Raw genomic sequence first — 18,816 nt, forward strand, 5'->3', positions numbered from 1 at the left:
TTGATAGCAGTTTTTTCGCACGGTTAAGGTGTTACTTCGAGTGTGATGTGATGGTAACTGAGTATTCGGATTTATTTATACACTTGTTGGCTGGGAAGTTTTATGAAGAAAAGACAATGTACTTATTATCTACTGGATTTTAAAAAGATTTCATCTTTTATCCTGCTCTTTCTTTTTTTTCTTATCTTGTTTTGTTCGACCGCATCTGCCGGGAAAACCGACTCCAAATTCCATATCCTGCTCTTTAATTCCTATCACAAAGGGTATCTGTGGAGCGATGAGATCACCCGAGGCGTTGAGGAAAACCTTACGAAAGATGGAGTGGTGCTTCATGTGGAATATATGGACACCAAAAGGCATTTTGATGAGGGCTATCTCTCACTGCTCAGTCAGCTTTTGCTCTTAAAGCATGCCAAATGTCAATATGATGTTGTCATCGTTTCCGACAATAGCGCCTTTGAATTCATCAAAAATCGTGGCCAGGCAATCTTTGGAAATACACCCATTATTTTCTGTGGTCTGAACTATCTGACCGAAGGGGATCTCAAAGGAATGGTCCAGGTCTCCGGAGTCAATGAAGAGGCGGATCTTGAGGGGAATATTAATTTAATACAACGCCTTCACCCACAGCGTCATAACCTTGTTGTTGTCACGGACAATACGATTACAGGTCACAAAATACAGCAGGAAGTTGGCCGGATACAGCAGAGTTTAGGCCATGATAGCGTGGGGATTGAACTTGTCTATGATGTTACGATTACTGAACTGAAAGAAAAACTCAGAAGTTTAGATAACAATACCAGCCTCCTTTTTACCTTCTTTTCCCGAGACCGTAATGGAGTCTTCCTTGAGTACGATGAAAGCATAGCCACAGTTGTTGAAAACACAGATGTCCCTATATACGTCAGTTGGAAGTTTAGTCTGCGGGATGGCGTAGTGGGCGGCTACCTGACAGACGGGTATGGTCAGGGACAGGAGGCTGCAGAGAAAGTAAATCTGATTCTGGCTGGAACTCCGGTTTCCGAAATCCCCATTACCTGGAAAAGTCCCAATCGTTTTTGTTTGGAATATGCCCTATTGAAAAAGTTTAATGTCGACTTTAACCGCATCCCTGAAGATGCAGAGATCCTCCACTCACCACCTACTTTTGTGCAGGAATACAGGGAGCAGATCATTAAGGTTGGGATTATTATCGGTGTTCTGATACTGCTGGTGTTTGCCCTTGCTTATGGGCTTATCCGCTCTACGCGGGCAGAGGAAACCCTGCGCAGGGCTGAAAATTTTATCTCAAATATCATAGATTCCATGCCGTCGGTATTAGTGGGTGTTGATGTAGAAGGCAGGGTTACCCACTGGAACAGCCGCGCCAGAACGGCGACCGGTCTCTCGGGTCTTCAAGTCATTGGGCAACCGCTTGAACAGGCTTTCCCTCGTTTGTCCACAGAGATGGCTCAGGTTCAGGAAGCCATGCGCACCCGGGAGGTTGTATTGCAACCCAGGCAGGCCCATAGGGTAGATAATGAAACCTGTTATGAAGATGTGACGGTCTACCCACTGGTCTCAAACGGTATTGAAGGTGCTGTCATCCGTCTCGATGATGTAACAGAAAAAGTACGACTTGAAGAGATGATGGTGCAGAGCGAAAAAATGCTGTCGGTTGGAGGGCTTGCGGCAGGGATGGCCCATGAGATTAATAATCCGCTTGCCGGGATGATCCAGACCGCAAATGTGATGCGGGATCGATTGAGTAACAGAGAGATGCCTGCAAATATTCGTGCAGCAGAAGCATCAGGAATCCCCATGTCAGCGATCTATTCCTATATGGAGGCAAGAGGGATTCCAAAGATGCTGGATCGTATTTGTGAGTCAGGGGCACGTGCAGCTGAAATTGTTACCAATATGCTCCAGTTTGCAAGAAAAAACAGCAGCACTGTCTCCAGTCACGATCTTGTCTCACTTATGGACCAGTGTCTGGAGCTTGCAGGTAGCGACTATGATCTGAAAAAACATTTCGATTTTCGCCAGATCAAGATTGTTAAAAAATACCAGAAGGACCTTCCGCTGATCCCCTGTGAAAAGAGTAAAATTCAACAGGTTATACTCAATATTCTTAGAAACGGCGCTGAAGCAATGCAGACCAACCCAGACCAGACGGATAAAGAGCATTGTTTTACAATAGAAATCAACCAGAGAGATCCCGGCTGGATACGGTTAGAGATTGCAGATAATGGCCCGGGTATGGATGAAGCGACCAGAAAGCGGGTTTTTGAACCTTTTTTTACCACGAAACCGGTGGATATGGGGACCGGTCTGGGCCTCAGTGTCTCCTATTTTATAATTACCGAAAATCACAATGGCAGAATGAATGTGGAATCGACCGTGGGAGAGGGAGCCCGGTTTACCATTGAACTTCGTGTGGGGGGCAAAAACATATGACAGCGGTTATGCCTACAGTTCTCATTTTAGATGATGATGACGCCGTACGAGAGAGTTTACTTTACTATTTTGAAGATCTGGGCTGGGGCGTACACGGGGCGGGCACTGCGGAAGAGGCACTTGTGGTAGCCCGGCAGATAAATCCGGCAGGTGTAGTCGTAGATATCCGGCTACCGGGGATGGATGGCTGCAGTTTTATTCTTGAACTGGAGAAAACACACCCACATGTGGCGTGCGTCATCTGTACCGGATCTCCGGAGTATCAGCCCCCGGATTATGTACTGATCCGTCCCCAGGTGTTTGCTAAGATCTTTAGTAAACCCGTTTCTGATTTAGGTGAGCTAGCAGAATCTATGCGACAGCATATTATGAATTGTAATGTAAAGGCGATACATGATTGATGAAAGATTGACAACCATTCTGCTGGTGGATGACGAAGAGGTGCTGCGGGAGTCCGTTTCTGATTTTCTAGAAGACCGGGATTACAGAGTTATTACCGCTGAAAATGGCTTTGCGGCTCTGGAAATTTTTAAAAAAGAGAAGCCCGACCTGGTCCTCACCGACCTGCGGATGCCCCAGATGGACGGTCTGGAGCTGTTAAAAAAGATCGGAAAAATTGCCCCGGAAATACCCCTGATCGTTGTTTCCGGAACCGGGCGGATAAGCGACACCGTACAGGCACTGCAGCTTGGCGCCTGGGATTATATTCTAAAACCCGTGCAGGATATGAATATCATTATCCATGCCGTGGAAAGGTGTTTGGAAAGGGCTGATCTGCAACTCCAGAATAAGCGGTATCAGCAGGACCTGGAGGCACTGGTATGGGAACGAACAGGAGAACTGCAAAAGGCAAATTCTCATCTTGCTGCTATTAATGCACGGCTGAAAAAGGTTTTGCAGACGACCAAAAATGTCTCTGTCTGCACCGATGTCGTCAGGTTTGGCTCTGTTCTGCTTGAAGAGTTTGCAGAACATATGGCGGCCAGTGGAGGGAGTCTCTTTTTGTGCGAAAAGGATGGAATGCGCCTTATTCATAGCCTTGAGACGGAACATGTACCATCTTTTCTCCCATTTCCTTTAAAGGAAGGGTCTATACTTCAGCAGGTTATGGACAGGAGAAAACCTTTACTGAATCCCGAGATAAGCCTGGATACAACGATAGTTACCAGTGGCTGGCAAGGGTATCAAAATGGTTCTGTGCTGATCTTTCCCCTGCAGGCAGACAACGGAGAAGTTATCGGTGTTTTAACGCTGCACAATAAGACCTTTCCACCCTTTGTGGAACAGGACCTTGAAATCGGTACAATTCTCGCCTCCTATAGTTGTGAGACCCTCAGGGCGATTTACGCTACAGAAAACCTTCGAACCAGCGAGTCGAGATTCCGCGACCTGGCTGAGATGCTGCCGGAAGGAGTCATTGAAACCGACCTGGATTTCAAGGTGAACTATGTCAACGTAAAGGCTGTTGAGTTGTTTGGCTACTCTGAGTTTGAGTTCCTGTCCGGATTCAACATCCTGGATCTCATTGAAAAGAAACAGCGAAACATCGCCCGGGCAGCTTTGATACAGCAGTTTCCGGGGGATGGAGAAAATGCTTTTGAATATCAGGCGCTTCGAAAGTCAGGAGAGTCTTTCCCGATACTTTTTCACTGTGCGGTGGTCAAAGAGAATGGGACCCCCGTTGGGTATCGAACTGTCATTGTCGATATCTCGATCATCAAAGAGGCAGATCGAGAAAGATCACGATTGGAAGAGCAGTACCACCAGGCTCAAAAGGTCGAATCCATAGGACGTTTGGCCGGCGGGGTTGCCCATGACCTCAATAACCTGCTCACACCGGTTCTTGGCTACAGCCAGCTCATATATAACGAAACACCTGAGGGGAATAAGCACAAAGATTACCTGGAACAGATAATACGGGCCAGCGAAAGAGCCAGGGATCTCGTAGGACAGCTCCTTGCATTTAGCCGCAAACAGACGCTTCAGTATCAGCCGCTCAATATTAACACTGTCATAGAAAGGTTTAGTAAGCTCTTGAGGCGTACTATTCGTGAAGATATTGAGCTGATTTTTGATCTGCAGGATGATATCCAGACCGTGGAAGCGGATATTGGCCAAATAGAGCAGGTTTTGATGAATCTCTGTGTCAATGCCTCTGATGCCATGCCAAACGGTGGTCAGCTGTTTTTTTCAACATCGATGATCGATTATCATGAAGAGATGAGTGGTTATGGCCTGGACGCCTCAAGAAAGCATTTGCTCCTGACGGTCCGGGACACAGGCTGTGGAATGGACAGTGAGCTGATGAGCCATATTTTCGAGCCGTTTTTCTCTACAAAAGGTGATAAGGGGACGGGGCTGGGCCTTGCTACAGTCTACGGTATTGTCTCCCAGCATGGTGGTTACACAAAGGTTGAGAGTGAACCGGGCCAGGGAACCACGTTTAAGATTTTTCTTCCTGTGGTGGAAACGGCCAGCAATGAGGCTCAGGGTGTTGTAGAGCAACTGAAAAATCTCAACGGAACAGAAGATATTATCCTTGTTGAAGATGATACGGCTGTAAAAGAGATGGTAGCGGAATTTCTTGGCGGACTTGGCTATAGGATTGTCGCCGTGGAAAATGGTCAGGAAGCCCTGAAAATGCTTGAAAAAGAAAAATTTGACATCCTTCTGACAGATGTAATTTTACCAGGGCTTAACGGCAAAGAGCTGTATCTGTATGCCAGAAATCTCCACCCGGAACTCAAGGTGCTCTATATGTCGGGTTATGCCAATGAAATCATGGGCGAAGGTGGTGTGTTAAACGATGATGTTGCCTTTATTCAAAAGCCCTTTTCTATCAATGCACTTGCTGCCAAGCTCCGCACTGTTCTAGATCAGTAGACACTGTGCCCATCGTCAAGCTATTGTAAGGACCTGCCGATACCCTCTTTCCAGTCTTCAAAGGAGTGGCCAAAGGAAAGCATCCTGGGTTCTTTTTTGCTAAAGAGAGAGGCTACAGCCCTGCAGCGCGTAGATAGTTTTCCCCGGTTTGTCCCTATTTCTTGCTTCATCTTTTGTAAAAGTGTAACTCTGTTTTCTGATGCGTTACGATAAACCTGTCCGCTTATTTGATTACAGAGGCACGGACAGATGCGAGAAATGACTATTTGTTGAGGGAAACACATGACGAACACAGTACATTTGGCAGACAGAGTGGGAAAATTAGGGGTGGAAACTGCCTTTCTTGTCGCTGCAAAGGCCGCAGCCCACGCCGCACGAGGAAACAGGGTCTACCCCTTCCATTTAGGGGATATGAATCTGCCAACACCTGGCAATATTATCGAAGCTGCATATTTGGCGATGCGGGAAGGGAAAAATGGCTATACCCCCAATGCCGGAATTCCACAGTTGCGTGAAGCACTTGCTACAGAATTTAACACCACAAGAAAAACCAGCTACTCGCTCGATAATGTCGCAGTTCAGCCGGGAGGCAAACCGGTAATTTCTAAATTTCTGCTTGCTCTTATGAACCCTGGCGATGAGGTCTTATACCCCAATCCGGGTTTTCCAATTTATGAATCCCAGATTCGATTTCATGGTGGGGTCGCTGTCCCATATCCGATTCTCCCAGGCGAGAAGAACTTTTCCTTTGACCTTGATGCAATGGAGGCAGCCATTACGGATCGAACCAGGCTCCTCATTGTCAACGATCTGCATAATCCAACGAGCGCGGAATGCAGCGCCGAAGATCGCAGAAAAATTGCAGAGATTGCAGTTAGACACAACCTGCAGGTATTGCTCGACGAGGCATATTTTGATGTACGGTATGAGGGGGAATCAGTCTCTCTTATTCAGGAAAAAGGGATGGTCGAACGCAGTGTGATTCTCCATACCTTTTCAAAAAAATATGCCATGACCGGCTGGAGAGTAGGGGCGGCACTTGGGCCAAAGGAAATCATTGATGTCATCGCAAAGCTCAACGTCAACGATGAGTCCTGCACCAGCCATAGCAATCAGTATGCCGCCTGTGAGGCGCTTCAGGGGGACCAGGCCGGGGCCAGGGAAATTCTGAGCACGCTTCGGAAAAGACGTGATCTGACCGTTGAGCTGCTCAACGATATAGAAGGGGTAAAATGCTACAGCCCCGGTGCAACATTTTATCTCTATCCGGATGTGACAGAGGCTATGGCAAAGGCAGGATACAGTGATTATCAGCCATTTTTAGACGCAGTTCTTGCCAATACCGGGGTCTCTATTTGTGCCCGGACACATTTTGGCACGGCCCATCCAGGAGAAGAGCGGAAGTATCTCCGTTTTGCCTATTCAGGGATTGACGCCCGAGATATAGAAGCGGGTCTTGGAAAGCTGAAAGTTTTTTTAGAAAAATAAGGTGTAAAAAAAGACCTGTCCCCCTTGTTTTGTAAAAGTCACAAGGAGGACAGGTCTTTTTGTGTTGTGCTGACTTTAGGCTGCTTCTGTAAATTTTTCTACACGAACAGCACAGGATTTATACTCCGGAGTTCCTGCAATAGGGCAGCGGTGTTCTGAGGTTAAATCATTGGTAAGAGCGCTTTGGTGATGAAAGGTCATAAAAACATTGCCTTTCTGGGAGCGGTTTGTAACTTTTGCCCGCACCTTGACCTCGCCTCGCCGTGATGAAACCTTCACCCAGTTCCGATCCTTGATACCCAGCAGTTCCGCATCTTCTGGGGATATTTCAACCCGTTCAGCGGGGACGATCACATCAATTCCTTTTGATCTGCGTGTCATGGAGCCATTGTTGTAGTGTTCCCTGATTCGCCCGGTGATAAGGACCAGAGGATAGCTTTCATCGGCCACTTCGCCTGAACCGATATGATCTAATGCCATAAAGGATGCAAGCCCGCTGCTTTTGGCAAACAGGTCGGTGAAGAGCGTGGTCGTGCCGGGATGGTTTTTATCGGGGCAGGGCCACTGGATGCCACCTTTTTCGAGTCGCTCATAGCTGATACCACCATAAATCGGTACCAAAGAGGCTATCTCGTCCATAATGGCCGCCGGATTTTTATAGTCCATGGGGTAACCCATGAGGGTCGAGATCTTACAGAGGACCTCCCATTCGGCCATTCCGGCAAGAGGTTCAATGGCCTTGCGTACACGCTGGATCCGTCTTTCCCCGTTGGTAAAGGTGCCATCTTTTTCGGCAAAGCTCGCGCCAGGCAAAATGACGTCTGCAAAACGGGTGGTCTCGGTGTGAAAGAGTTCCTGAACAACGAGGAAATCAACGGATTCAAGAGCCTTTCTCACGTGATAGAGATCGGGGTCCGTCTGGGCAGGATCTTCGCCGAGAATGAAAATCCCTTTAAACGTTCCCTTGACGCATTCATCAAGCATTTCAACGGATTTGAGACCAGGTTCCTTCTTGATTGTCACATTCCAGGCATCGCCGAATTTTTTCCGGACTTTTTCATCCATTACCGACTGATATCCGGGAAGCGTGGCAGGGAGCGGACCGAGATCCGTGGCTCCCTGGACGTTATTTTGACCCCGAAGTGCCATTATCCCTGTGGACGGACGTCCAATCTGGCCGCATACGAGCGCCAGGTTGGCGATGGCCATGGCATTTTCAGTACCTGTTCTGTGTTCGGTGACTCCCAGGCCATAGACGATCATTGCTTTGTCTGCCTGGGAATACATTCTGGCGGCTTCAATTATCTTATCTCGGGATACCCCGGTGAGCTGTTCAACGCGGTCAAAGTCATATTCCTGCACTTTTTCCCGAAGTTCATCGAGGTTTTCGGTACGGGCGGCAATAAATTCCTTGTTCTCCCAGCCGTTATCTAAAATAACCTTGATAAGGCCGTTGAGCAGCGCAATGTTGCTGCCTGGTTTGAGATTCATCCAGACATCAGCGCGCTCCGCCATCCAGGTCTTACGAGGATCGGTTACGATGAGCTTGGCTCCGTTTCGAAGCGCTTTTTTCAAATGCAGCGAGACGATAGGATGCGCTTCGGTTGGATTGGAACCGAAAAGAAAAATAGTATCAATTTCTGGCATCTGTGTGAGAGAGTTTGTTGCAGCGCCAGCACCTAAGCTTGTGGACAGACCGGCCACGGTTGGAGCGTGTCAGACCCGGGCACAGTTGTCGACGTTGTTCGTCCCCACCGCGGTTCGTATCCATTTCGCCAGGATATAGTTTTCTTCGTTGGTGCATCTTGAGGAGGAAAAACCACCAACAGTATCTGGACCATGTTCCTTGATGATCTGCTTGAATTGACTGGCAACAAGTTCCAGGGCCTCATCCCAGGAAGCCTCTCTAAACCCATCACCTTCTTTTATTAAGGGGGTGGTTATCCTGTCCTTACTGTGGATGAAGTCATAGCCGTAACGTCCTTTGATGCAAAGGTTTCCCTGGTTGACCGGGGCGTTATAATCCGATTCGACTCCGATTACCTTGCCGTCTTTGACCATTAAAAAGAAGTTGCATCCGGTGCCGCAATAGGCGCAGGTTGTTTTGACTTTTTCGACTTCAGCTGACCTTCCCAGCCCACGACTTTTTCTGTTCGTGAGAGCGCCTGTTGGACATGCAGAGACACACTGTCCACAAAATTCACAGTTCTGCAAAGATCTCGGCTTGGAAAAAGCCGTGTCTGGCATCGCTGTAAAACCTCTGCTGGTCATGTCAATTGTTCCTGCCATGACAACTTCGTTACAGATCCTGGTACAACGTCCACAGACTATGCATTTGTTGGGTTCAAAGGTGATAAATGGATTATCTTCTTTGATGGGCAGGGCCCATTTTTCTCCGGGGAATCTGTCAAGAGATGCACCATAGAGATAGGCCATTTCTTGTAGATCACAATTACCAGAAGCCTCACAGCACATACAGTCATTTGGGTGATTGGAGAGGAGAAGCTCGATTATTGTTTTACGCAGGCGAGTAAGACGGGGGCTCTCGGTGGTGACAACCATGTTTTCGGTTGCAGGTGTTGTACAGGATGTGAGCGGTTTTGGTACACCTGCCACTTCCACGATACAGAGCCGACAGGCACCATAGGGTTGCAATCGCTCATCGTGGCACATTGTCGGCACGTATATCTCATGTTCTCGACACACCTCAAGGACTGTTTGACCTCGAAGAAAATGGACCTCCCGTCCATTTATCTTCATATTCAGTTTTTGATCCATACTCAAGATCTCCAGATAAAAGTTGAAACCACAAGAATCAGAGTTCGGTGAACAGAGATATTCGAGCCACCGACGGGAAATATATTTATGGTCAACATATCTACCACGAAATATTCTAATGTGCAATTGTTGCATATTAAATTAATGAGCGATATTAGACATCTCCTCACGTGAGATAAGCTGGGAGGTTTCCTTTTGGACAGCAGTTCTGCATGGTGCATGAAGCTGGGGATATTTACACTGGACTCTTGGCGGCAGATGGAATATTTTGCAGGATTCTGCCAAGGGATGTCTCTTGAGTTTTAAAACGGTTCATCCACCTTGTAAATAATCACCCGAAATAAATAATATGAATGTTTTTGTTCTTTCCACCGGCCGATGTGGAAGTGTCACTTTTGACAAGGCCTGTTGCCATATCTCAAATTACAGTTCTGCTCACGAATCGAGGGCGAGAATCCTTGGAGACGGTCATTTTGAATATCCCGCAAATCATATTGAAATCGATAACCGGTTGAGCTGGTTTCTTGGACGGCTTGATAAGGTTTACGGGCAGGATGCCTTTTATGTGCATTTGACAAGAGATATGGAGCGTGTTGCCAACAGCTATAAAAAACGATTCGGTTCCGGCATAATCCGGGGTTACGCTAAGGGTATGATGATGGGGCGCCACCCCAAGTCAGTTGCAAAAGAACTTTGCCTGGATTACTGCAAAACAGTCAACAGTAACATAGAACTGTTCTTAAAAGATAAGCCCCTGAAAATGGACTTTGCTCTGGAAAATGCAGAAAATGACTTTAGCCAGTTTTGGCAGCGCATTGCAGCAGAAGGTGACTTTCAAGGTGCACTTGCTGAATGGAAAGTGAGTCATAATAGCTCCCCCGATGGTTTTTCCCTGTTTAAACTCTTTTCCAAAAACGAGTAAGAGAAAAAAAGCTCGATGTTGCTGAGTTATGCCATTTTTTTTCGGTTGCATTGAGTCTCTCATCAGTCCTATTACCAACCTGGGTATCAGGGCAGGACGGCCAGCTTTTTTTATCCTGCATGTTCTTGTAAAAAAACTGCACGCAGATAACAGTCGAATTGTGATCATCCGGTTGTCTGAAGTGGATGTGGCAAACAAAAGGTTAAAATTTTATGGAGAGGTTGTTTTTTTCTTTAGCTCTTATCTCAATCGGCCTGGCTGTTGGCTACCTGCTTCAGATTGTTGAGAGGCGCGGGGTTGTTACCTTGCCTGTGTCTGCTGCTGTTCTTCGTAAAACGCTCCAGAAGATTGGTTTGTTGTTTTTTATGCCCATATCTTTTCTAGGAGCAGTCTGGGTGGTTCCATTTGGAGATATGCGGGTCGCTTATCTTCCTGTGGTTGGAGTATGTGCGCTGACTTCTGGTGGTCTTCTGGGGCTTGTTCTTGCTCGCCTTACAAAACAGACCTTTAAGCAGACCGGGGTCCTTTTCTGTTGCGGTTCCTTCACCAACATCGGTGCCATTGGTGGCCTTGTCTGTTTTATGTTTCTTGGGGAGGCCGGATTTGCCCTGGTTGCACTGTATAAAATGTTTGAAGAGATTGTCTACTATACGGTCGGCTTTCCCATTGCAAGATTTTACAGTGGTGGGGTAAGTGGACAACGCTCGGTGGGGGCACGAATCCTTGGTGTTGTAAAAGATCCTTTTGTCTTTACGGCCCTCAGCGCCTTTTCGACAGGACTTGCGCTTAATCTGTTCCAGGTTCCGAGACCCCATGGGTTTGAAATGATAACAGCAATCTTTATACCAGTAGGAACCTTTGTTCTTATCGTTTCTATCGGTATGGGCATGCGTTTTTCACGGTTGAGGAAATACCTGGTCGTATCTGGTGGTATCTGCCTCATTAAGTTTCTTGTGGTTCCGCTTATAGCCTGTTCTCTTGCCTATCTCCTTGATCTGCATCTGGTTGCAGATGGTCTTCCCTTTAAGGTTGTTCTTATTTTAAGTTCAATGCCGGTGGCTTTTAATGCACTCGTTGCCTCTTCAATTTATGATCTTGATCTGGATATGGCCAATAGTTGCTGGTTGATTTCCACCGGTAGTCTGGTCATCGTCATGCCATGGCTTTATTTTCTTCTCCAGTCTGTCTTCTAAAGAGAGCCAGGCAATATCGTTTGAGCTTTTTATTCTTTTTGGTCGGTTGTCATTTCTTTTGTTGATTGTCGAGGACAAGAGGAGTAGCATGACTGTGTCATAATGACCCGTTGAGGCACGAGGGGTTTTCTGTTAACATTTTGATACTAATAGATAAATACTGGTGGAACGCGATTTGCTATACAGGGTGTAGCGTTACTGTCTTCAATGCGGTTTATGAGAGAAGTTTCCTTATGAAAATCTGGACAATTGGTTCTTTAATGGTGGAAAAAAATGGATGTAACGAAATTTGCGATTCCTGAAATTATTTTTGGACGGGGGAGTCTGAACCATGCGGGACAGTGTGCTCTCAGATTAGGTGCTAAAAAGGTCTTTCTGGTCAGTGATTCTGGCATTGAAGAGGCGGGATGGGTCCAGCGCCTGATGGATATTCTAAAACGAGAAGGCATTGAGTGGATCTACTATCCCGGAGTAACCTCCAACCCCAGGGACTTTCAGGTTGAGCAGGGTGCGGAGTTTTACACAAAAAATAATGCTGATGTTATCATTGCAATTGGAGGCGGGAGCGCTCTTGATACGGCAAAGGGGATTGCCATCATCGCCAGTAATGGCGGTAAAATCAGGGATTACGAGGGGGCAAACCGGGTACATCGGCCATTGCCGCCTATGGTACTTATTACCACCACCGCAGGCTCCGGGTCTGACATTTCACAGTTCTGCATTATCACGGATGTGGAGCGTGCTGTTAAGATGTCCATTATCACCCGGACTCTGGTGCCGAATATCTCCATTGTCGATCCTCTGATACTCAGAACCAAGAGTGAAACCCAGATCATCCAGTCGGCGGTCGATGCCCTGGCCCATGCCATTGAATCCTATACCTCAACGATTGCCTCCTCTCTTACGGAGATGCATTCACTGAAAGCCATAGATCTTATTATTCGAAATCTTCCCCATGCGGTTCAGACAAGGTCGCTGGACTCTCTTGAACAGCTGAGCATGGCCTCGGTTTCGGCCTCGATGGCCTTTAGCAATGCAAGCCTTGGCGCGGAACACGCCCTTGCCCATTCCCTGGGCGGGCATTTTGACATGCGTCATGGAGTTATTCATCCAATTCTGCTCACCGCTGTTATGCGCTATAATCTTGATTGGGCGGAAGAAAAATTTGGTAATATCGGCCGGGTTATTCTCAACAAAGATTTAGGCTCTGTCCGGGATAATGCTGTGGAGGGTATCGAAAAGCTTGATGAATTTTTTGCTCAACTCGATGTGCCTCTCAGGCTGCGTGATGAGATTGGGGAAGATGACAAACATTTTCTGGAACCCATCTGTCGAATGGCGGTAAACGACGCCTGTAATCTCACCAACCCCAGGCCCGCATCCTGGCGAGAGCTTATGGCAGTTTGTGAAGAGGCCTGGTAATGAAATCTATAGCTTCACTTGAAGATTTAATCGGCATTGAACACTGCAAGGTCGGTTTTTATCAGGAACTCCAGCAGAAAGTTGAGCAGCTTAAAACCTCCCACGATGAACTGGAGAAAAAGCGTCAGGAAATCCAGGCGGTACTGGATGGGATTACTGACCTGATGCTGGTTCTCTCCGATGACCTGAAAATTCAACGGGTCAATCACGTCTTTACCGATTGGTTTCCAGGCATAGATCCCATAGGAAGGTACTGTTATCAGGTTTTTCGTGGCCAGAATTCCAGATGTACCGATTGTCCGGCGCTTCGTTCTCTTGATCTGAATGAAATCGTTAAAGATTACTGTATTTATAAAGTTAACGGTCAGTATCGTCATTTCGATATCATTGCTTCACCTTTAAAGACAGGAGCCACCGGAGAGCGCAATGTCCTGCTTTTTAAAAGGGATGTCACGCGGGACAAAGAGCTGCAGGCGCAGTTTAATCAGGCCGAAAAAATGGCAACGGTGGGGGCACTTGCTGCCGGTGTTGCCCATGAAATTAATAACCCCCTTGCGGCGATCAGTGGTTTTGCCGAAGGCTTGCAGCGGCGGATCAAAAAAATTAAAGATAAGGTGGAGCCTGATCTCTTTGAGGATTTTTCTGAGTATACCGAAACAATTATAAAAGAGTGTTACCGTTGCAGGGATATTGTCCAGACCCTCCTCACCTTTAGTCGTCCGATGGCCTCTCCCCTTGGTCCTGTTGACATAAACAAGTGTGTCAGTGATACTCTTTTCATCTTAAAACATCACTTCAAAGAGCAGCGTGGAGTTACGTTAAAAACGGAGTTTTCTGCCAGACTTCCTATGATTATGGGGGACGAATCACAGCTCAAACAGGTGATTATCAATCTTTTCAGTAACGCCTTTGATGCTACGAAAGAAGGTGGCGTCATTGCCGTCAGCACAAGAAAAACGGCAGGTGAGGGGGTCGAACTGATTGTAGAAGATAACGGTTGCGGGATTCCCGCAGATCACCTGGATAAGTTGTTTGAACCTTTTTTCACAACGAAAAGGGTAGGTCAGGGGGTCGGAATTGGTCTGTCCACCTGCTACGCTATTGTTAATAAACACGGTGGTGAGATCAACGTGACAAGTCAGGAAGGGCAGGGATCTGTATTTAAAGTATGTATTCCTGGGATAGGGCTATAATGGAAGGTGAAAAGTGTACGATCCTTGTTATCGATGATGAGCAATCTATCAGGCGGATACTGGAAAAAGAGCTGGTAACCGCTGAGAGAGAAGTCCTTACTGCAGCCGATGGAAAAACAGCACTGTCAATTCTCAAGAGTCATTGGGTCGATGTTATAATTATGGATCTGCGTCTTCCGGATGTGGAGAACCTGGAACTGCTGATAGAAGTAAAAGAATCTGTGGCCTACGTTGAAGTGATTATGATTACCGGCCACGGTGATGTCGATAGTGCGGTTGAAGCCATGAAATACGGGGCCTACGATTTTATCCAGAAACCTTTTAACCTGGAAAGGTTGGAACTGGTGATTGAGAAAGCCCATCAGAGGGTGTTAATGGCCAGGGAAAACTCGATTCTGCGGCATAAGCGGGACAATAACAAGCAGCAGGTCCAGTTTATCGGCAAATCTGAAGCCATTCAGGGCATAAAATTTCTCATCAACAAGGTTGCTCCTGCAACCATTCCGGTACTTATTACCGGAGATTCGGGAGCGGGCAAGGATGTTGTCGCAAGAATGATTCATCAGCGGTCCTCCTGTTCCGGGCGCGAGCTTATCATTAAGAACTGTGCATCTCTGCAAAAAGAACTTGCCAGAAGTGAGCTGTTTGGTCATGCGAAGGGCTCGTTTACCGGTGCGACGGATTCCCGGGAAGGACTTATGTCATATGCCCATGAGAGTACCTTGTTTCTTGATGAGATCGGTGAGCTTTCCCTGGAAGTGCAGGCATCTCTTTTGAGAGTTCTGGAATCTCAGAGTTACAGACGTGTTGGTGAAAAACAGGAGAGAAAAGCAAAGGTGAGATTGCTCTTTGCAACCAATAGAAACCTTGCCGAAGAGGTGGAGGCTGGTCGTTTTAACGAAGCGTTTTTTCACAGGATCAATGCATTTAATATTGAAATTCCTCCCTTAAAAGACCGTAAGGAAGATTTGCCCCTGCTGGTTGACTATTTCCTCATGCGTCTGAGCCCGGATAACAGCACCTATAAGATAGTTGACCGGGCGATGAATTGTATTTTACGCTATACCTGGCCTGGAAATATCAGGGAATTACGTAATGTTATTGAGCGTTCCATCATCCTTGCTGAAAACAACATTATTACGGAACGCTGTTTGCCGCGTGAACTTGTGTCCGCAGCGGAAGAGTCCCACGCAGCCCTCTCCCTGGAACTGGTCGAGAAAAAGCATATTCTCAAGATGCTTCAGTTTTTTGATGGCAACAGGCAGAAAACAGCCGAGATTCTTGGTATCAGCAGGAAAACCCTGTATCGAAAGCTGGCCCAGTATAGTCTTTAATCCGCCGGACGTTTTTCTTCCTCCCTTTCGGCTGCCACTCTCTCCCGGCAGCCAGTCTTTTTACAACGCAGTGAAATACAAAGCGCTTTGGCCAGAACAGAATGTTATGTCGAGGGACATTTTGTCTCATTAGAGATCTGATGTGTTTCATTTTGACCCATCTGCTCTGAAACACCTGTTTCATAACGGTTAGCCGACCCAAGTGCCAGGGACTGTGCGAGTAAATGATGGGACCTGTGCGCCAAGTAGTGGGACATTATGACCGAGTCGGTAATGATCTGTTGGGGTAAGTAGCTGTAAATTCGTGTTTAAATAAGATGGCATAACAATTGCTTTAGTAGATACGTGTTAGACAAATAACTACACCGAAGATGGTTTGATTGACGAAGATGTACTACTAAACCCTAATTCAACGAAGGAAGGTATTATTATGGCGATTCGAGAAGAAGTCTACGGGTATTTCATTCCTAGTGTTACTCTGATTGGTATTGGTGCTGCAAAACAAATCCCTGAAAAAATAAAAGCCCTGGGTGGAACCAAGCCTTTGATCGTTACAGATAAAGGTATCACCGGAGCTGGAATCACCAAAGAGATTACTGATCTGCTCGATGGTGCTGGAATGAAATATGTTGTGTATGATGAGACCATTCCTAACCCAACAGACATTAATGTGGCTCATGGTGTTGAGGCATATAAGAAAAATTCTTGTGACAGTCTTATTACTCTTGGTGGTGGTAGCTCTCATGACTGTGGTAAAGGTGTTGGGCTTGTTGTTGCAAATGGTGGTAAAATTCAAGACTATGAAGGTGTTGATCAGTCCACCAATCCAATGCCTCCATACGTTGCAGTAAACACAACTGCTGGTACTGCCTCAGAAATGACACGTTTCTGTATTATCACTGATACCGCAAGAAAAGTGAAGATGGCCATCGTTGACTGGCGTTGTACCCCTGGTATAGCTCTTGATGATCCACTCCTCATGCTGGGAATGCCACCTGCACTTACCGCAGCGACCGGTATGGACGCCCTGACCCATGCTGTAGAGGCATATGTATCTACCATCGCAACTCCAATGACCGATTCAGCTGCTGAAAAAGCGATTGAACTCATTGCCAAGCATCTGCGTCCTGCAGTAGCAAATGGACAAGACATCGCTGCCCGTGAAGGTATGTGTTTTGCTCAGTACCTTGCCGGTATGGCATTTAATAATGCAAGTCTTGGTCATGTCCATGCAATGGCGCATCAGCTTGGTGGTTTTTATGACCTGCCACATGGCGAATGTAATGCTATTTTACTGCCTCATGTTTGCCAGTTTAACCTGATTGCGAAGGTTGATCGTTTTGTTAAGATTGCTCAACTCATGGGTGAGAATACAGAAGGTTTGTCTCCAAGAGAAGCAGCTGAACTTGCTATTACAGCTATTAAGCAGCTTTCTACAGATGTTGGCATTCCTTCAGGACTCGTTGCTCTTGGTGAGAAGTATGGTAAGAAAGTTGATGCGAAAGACATCGACACTATGACTGTAAATGCACAAAAAGATGCTTGTGGTATGACTAATCCTCGTGCAGTAAGTGATGCTCAGGTAAAAGAGATTTATACTGCTGCTCTTTAATGCATCTGTTGTATAGCTTTAACGTGTGTTGATTCGTTGCGTTGTTCGGGGGTTCAGGTGGTCTGAACCCCCTTTTTTTGTTCTCTTCTTTTTTTCCGACAATTTCTCACCTGTCTTTATTTCCAGTTGCGGGGTTCTGAATCCCTCGTCACATGAAAAGTGATTTGCTGGGCGTGGCCCGTTTTACTTCAAATAACAGCCGAATGTTTTTGTCCCCTGGCACCGACGTGTCGCTTTATTGATGGAGAAGAAACTATAAATTTACCTCTGTAAAAGATGGTGGTAGAGTAATCTTCCTTATTGGGCATGTTACTGTTGATTGCAGTTCTTGCCGCACCGCTTCAATGATTTTGCAGAGGGTCAGACAATGGAAGAGTTATTTGCCAGGCGTATCCAGGGGGTACCCAGGTCTTTTATACGGGAGATATTAAAAGCCTCACTCAATCCCGAAGTGATCTCGTTTGCCGGTGGATTGCCTAACCCTGCTTTTTTCCCGGTCCGTGAAATTGAGGCCGCGACAACAGAGGTGTTTCGTAAGTATGGGCCAAGTGTGCTGCAGTACAGCAATTCAGAGGGTGAACTGGAACTTCGGGAGTTTATTTCTCAACGATACAAAATGAAGAAAGGACTCAATATCCCTGCGGAAAACATTATCATTACCAATGGTTCGCAGCAGGGTATTGACCTTCTTGCCAAGGTATTTTTAAACAGTGGAGATTCTGTACTGATTGAAGAGCCTGGTTATCTGGGTGCGATTCAATCTCTATCTCTTTACCAACCGGTTTTTCGTCCTGTTCCAGTGGCTGCTACCGGTATGGATGTTGACGTTCTGGACCGGAACAGTACAGACGGCCAGACGAAAATGCTCTATACGGTTCCCACCTTCCAGAATCCTTCGGGGATCACCTATACCGATGAAAATCGTGAGGCAATTGCAGCAGTTGCAAGAAAAAACAAGTTCATCCTCATTGAAGATGACCCTTACGGGGAACTGCGTTTTTCAGGGGTTCACGCCCAGTCTTTTTCTGCATTTCTGCCGGAGCAAACTGTTCTTCTTGGCTCTTTTTCAAAGATTGTCGCACCGGGGTTTCGTCTGGGCTGGCTCGCTGCCCCGACCTGGATCATAGAAAAAATGATCGTGGCGAAACAGGCGGCAGACCTGCACACCTCAAGTTTTACTCAGAAGATAATTCTAGAATTTTTACAATCCAACAACCTCGATCAGCATATTTCCAGAATCACGGACGTTTACGGTCGTCAATGCCGGGCAATGACTGTTGCAATCGACCGATTATTCCCAAAAGAAATAGAGATAACATCTCCAGAAGGCGGCATGTTCCTCTGGGGAAAACTTCCGGAGGGGAGGTGCTCCATGACGCTTTTTCATGAGGCGGTCAAAGAGCGGGTGGTCTTTGTTCCGGGGGATCCTTTTTACACTGAAAAGGGCAGCAAAAACACGTTCAGGCTTAATTTTTCCTGTGTGGATCCGGTGGCAATTGAGGAAGGGGTTACAAGAATGTCTGCGGCCATTGCCCGTTTTCTGTAAAAAAACAAT

12 protein-coding genes are annotated in these 18,816 nt (G+C 46.7%); 11 read left to right on the top strand and 1 reads right to left on the bottom strand.

What is annotated here, in order from left to right; genetic code table 11:
• The first annotated feature begins 102 nt into the window (after window positions 1-102).
• The 4 genes from FCL48_RS01560 to FCL48_RS01575 all read left to right on the top strand — a co-directional run bounded on the left by FCL48_RS01560 (window position 103) and on the right by FCL48_RS01575 (window position 6,807).
• Window positions 103-2,436 (top strand): ABC transporter substrate binding protein, encoded by a 2,334-nt coding sequence (locus FCL48_RS01560; RefSeq protein WP_136870476.1) that lies wholly within the window; start codon window positions 103-105, stop codon window positions 2,434-2,436.
• Window positions 2,437-2,444: 8 nt separating this feature from the next.
• The gene (locus tag FCL48_RS01565) at window positions 2,445-2,837 is read left to right on the top strand and encodes a response regulator (protein ID WP_169309026.1); all 393 of its coding nucleotides are present in this window, start codon (window positions 2,445-2,447) and stop codon (window positions 2,835-2,837) included.
• On the top strand, window positions 2,830-5,319 hold the full coding sequence (locus FCL48_RS01570; RefSeq protein WP_136870478.1) for a response regulator: 2,490 nt from the start codon (window positions 2,830-2,832) through the stop codon (window positions 5,317-5,319). Before FCL48_RS01565 ends, FCL48_RS01570 begins: the two co-directional genes overlap by 8 nt.
• A gap of 282 nt (window positions 5,320-5,601) precedes the next feature.
• The gene (locus tag FCL48_RS01575; protein ID WP_136870479.1) at window positions 5,602-6,807 is read left to right on the top strand and encodes a pyridoxal phosphate-dependent aminotransferase; all 1,206 of its coding nucleotides are present in this window, start codon (window positions 5,602-5,604) and stop codon (window positions 6,805-6,807) included.
• Between the two features lie 75 nt (window positions 6,808-6,882).
• Here FCL48_RS01575 and fdhF read toward each other — a convergent pair whose 3' ends face one another.
• The gene (gene fdhF, locus FCL48_RS25340; RefSeq protein ID WP_136870480.1) at window positions 6,883-9,585 is read right to left on the bottom strand and encodes a formate dehydrogenase subunit alpha; all 2,703 of its coding nucleotides are present in this window, start codon (window positions 9,583-9,585) and stop codon (window positions 6,883-6,885) included.
• Between the two features lie 349 nt (window positions 9,586-9,934).
• Here fdhF and FCL48_RS01585 point away from each other — a divergent pair, with 349 nt between their 5' ends.
• From FCL48_RS01585 to FCL48_RS01615, 7 genes are all read left to right on the top strand, one after another.
• Complete coding sequence (locus tag FCL48_RS01585) at window positions 9,935-10,507, top strand: hypothetical protein (RefSeq protein WP_136870481.1); 573 nt, start codon at window positions 9,935-9,937, stop codon at window positions 10,505-10,507.
• Between the two features lie 212 nt (window positions 10,508-10,719).
• Window positions 10,720-11,700 (top strand): AEC family transporter, encoded by a 981-nt coding sequence (locus FCL48_RS01590; protein ID WP_136870482.1) that lies wholly within the window; start codon window positions 10,720-10,722, stop codon window positions 11,698-11,700.
• Window positions 11,701-11,973: 273 nt separating this feature from the next.
• Window positions 11,974-13,122 (top strand): iron-containing alcohol dehydrogenase, encoded by a 1,149-nt coding sequence (locus tag FCL48_RS01595; protein WP_136870483.1) that lies wholly within the window; start codon window positions 11,974-11,976, stop codon window positions 13,120-13,122.
• The gene (locus tag FCL48_RS01600) at window positions 13,122-14,315 is read left to right on the top strand and encodes a nitrogen regulation protein NR(II) (RefSeq protein ID WP_136870484.1); all 1,194 of its coding nucleotides are present in this window, start codon (window positions 13,122-13,124) and stop codon (window positions 14,313-14,315) included. Before FCL48_RS01595 ends, FCL48_RS01600 begins: the two co-directional genes overlap by 1 nt.
• A complete protein-coding gene (locus tag FCL48_RS01605; protein WP_136870485.1) occupies window positions 14,315-15,649 on the top strand; it encodes a sigma-54 dependent transcriptional regulator in 1,335 nt (444 codons plus the stop codon). Before FCL48_RS01600 ends, FCL48_RS01605 begins: the two co-directional genes overlap by 1 nt.
• A 430-nt stretch (window positions 15,650-16,079) precedes the next feature.
• Window positions 16,080-17,261: an iron-containing alcohol dehydrogenase gene (locus FCL48_RS01610; protein WP_136870544.1), complete on the top strand. Its 1,182-nt coding sequence runs from the start codon at window positions 16,080-16,082 to the stop codon at window positions 17,259-17,261.
• A gap of 367 nt (window positions 17,262-17,628) precedes the next feature.
• The gene (locus FCL48_RS01615; protein ID WP_136870486.1) at window positions 17,629-18,807 is read left to right on the top strand and encodes a PLP-dependent aminotransferase family protein; all 1,179 of its coding nucleotides are present in this window, start codon (window positions 17,629-17,631) and stop codon (window positions 18,805-18,807) included.
• The last annotated feature ends 9 nt before the right edge of the window (window positions 18,808-18,816 follow it).

This window comes from Desulforhopalus sp. IMCC35007, from assembly GCF_005116575.1.
Lineage (GTDB): Bacteria > Desulfobacterota > Desulfobulbia > Desulfobulbales > Desulfocapsaceae > Desulforhopalus_A.

Coding starts and splice junctions, on each gene's coding strand:
- FCL48_RS01590 (WP_136870482.1), top strand. CDS start 10,720: ATGGAGAGGTTGTTTTTTTCTTTAGCTCTTATCTCAATCGGCCTGGCT.
- FCL48_RS01585 (WP_136870481.1), top strand. CDS start 9,935: ATGAATGTTTTTGTTCTTTCCACCGGCCGATGTGGAAGTGTCACTTTT.
- FCL48_RS01565 (WP_169309026.1), top strand. CDS start 2,445: ATGCCTACAGTTCTCATTTTAGATGATGATGACGCCGTACGAGAGAGT.
- FCL48_RS01595 (WP_136870483.1), top strand. CDS start 11,974: ATGGATGTAACGAAATTTGCGATTCCTGAAATTATTTTTGGACGGGGG.
- FCL48_RS01570 (WP_136870478.1), top strand. CDS start 2,830: ATGATTGATGAAAGATTGACAACCATTCTGCTGGTGGATGACGAAGAG.
- FCL48_RS01605 (WP_136870485.1), top strand. CDS start 14,315: ATGGAAGGTGAAAAGTGTACGATCCTTGTTATCGATGATGAGCAATCT.
- FCL48_RS01600 (WP_136870484.1), top strand. CDS start 13,122: ATGAAATCTATAGCTTCACTTGAAGATTTAATCGGCATTGAACACTGC.
- FCL48_RS01575 (WP_136870479.1), top strand. CDS start 5,602: ATGACGAACACAGTACATTTGGCAGACAGAGTGGGAAAATTAGGGGTG.
- FCL48_RS01610 (WP_136870544.1), top strand. CDS start 16,080: ATGGCGATTCGAGAAGAAGTCTACGGGTATTTCATTCCTAGTGTTACT.
- FCL48_RS01560 (WP_136870476.1), top strand. CDS start 103: ATGAAGAAAAGACAATGTACTTATTATCTACTGGATTTTAAAAAGATT.
- FCL48_RS01615 (WP_136870486.1), top strand. CDS start 17,629: ATGGAAGAGTTATTTGCCAGGCGTATCCAGGGGGTACCCAGGTCTTTT.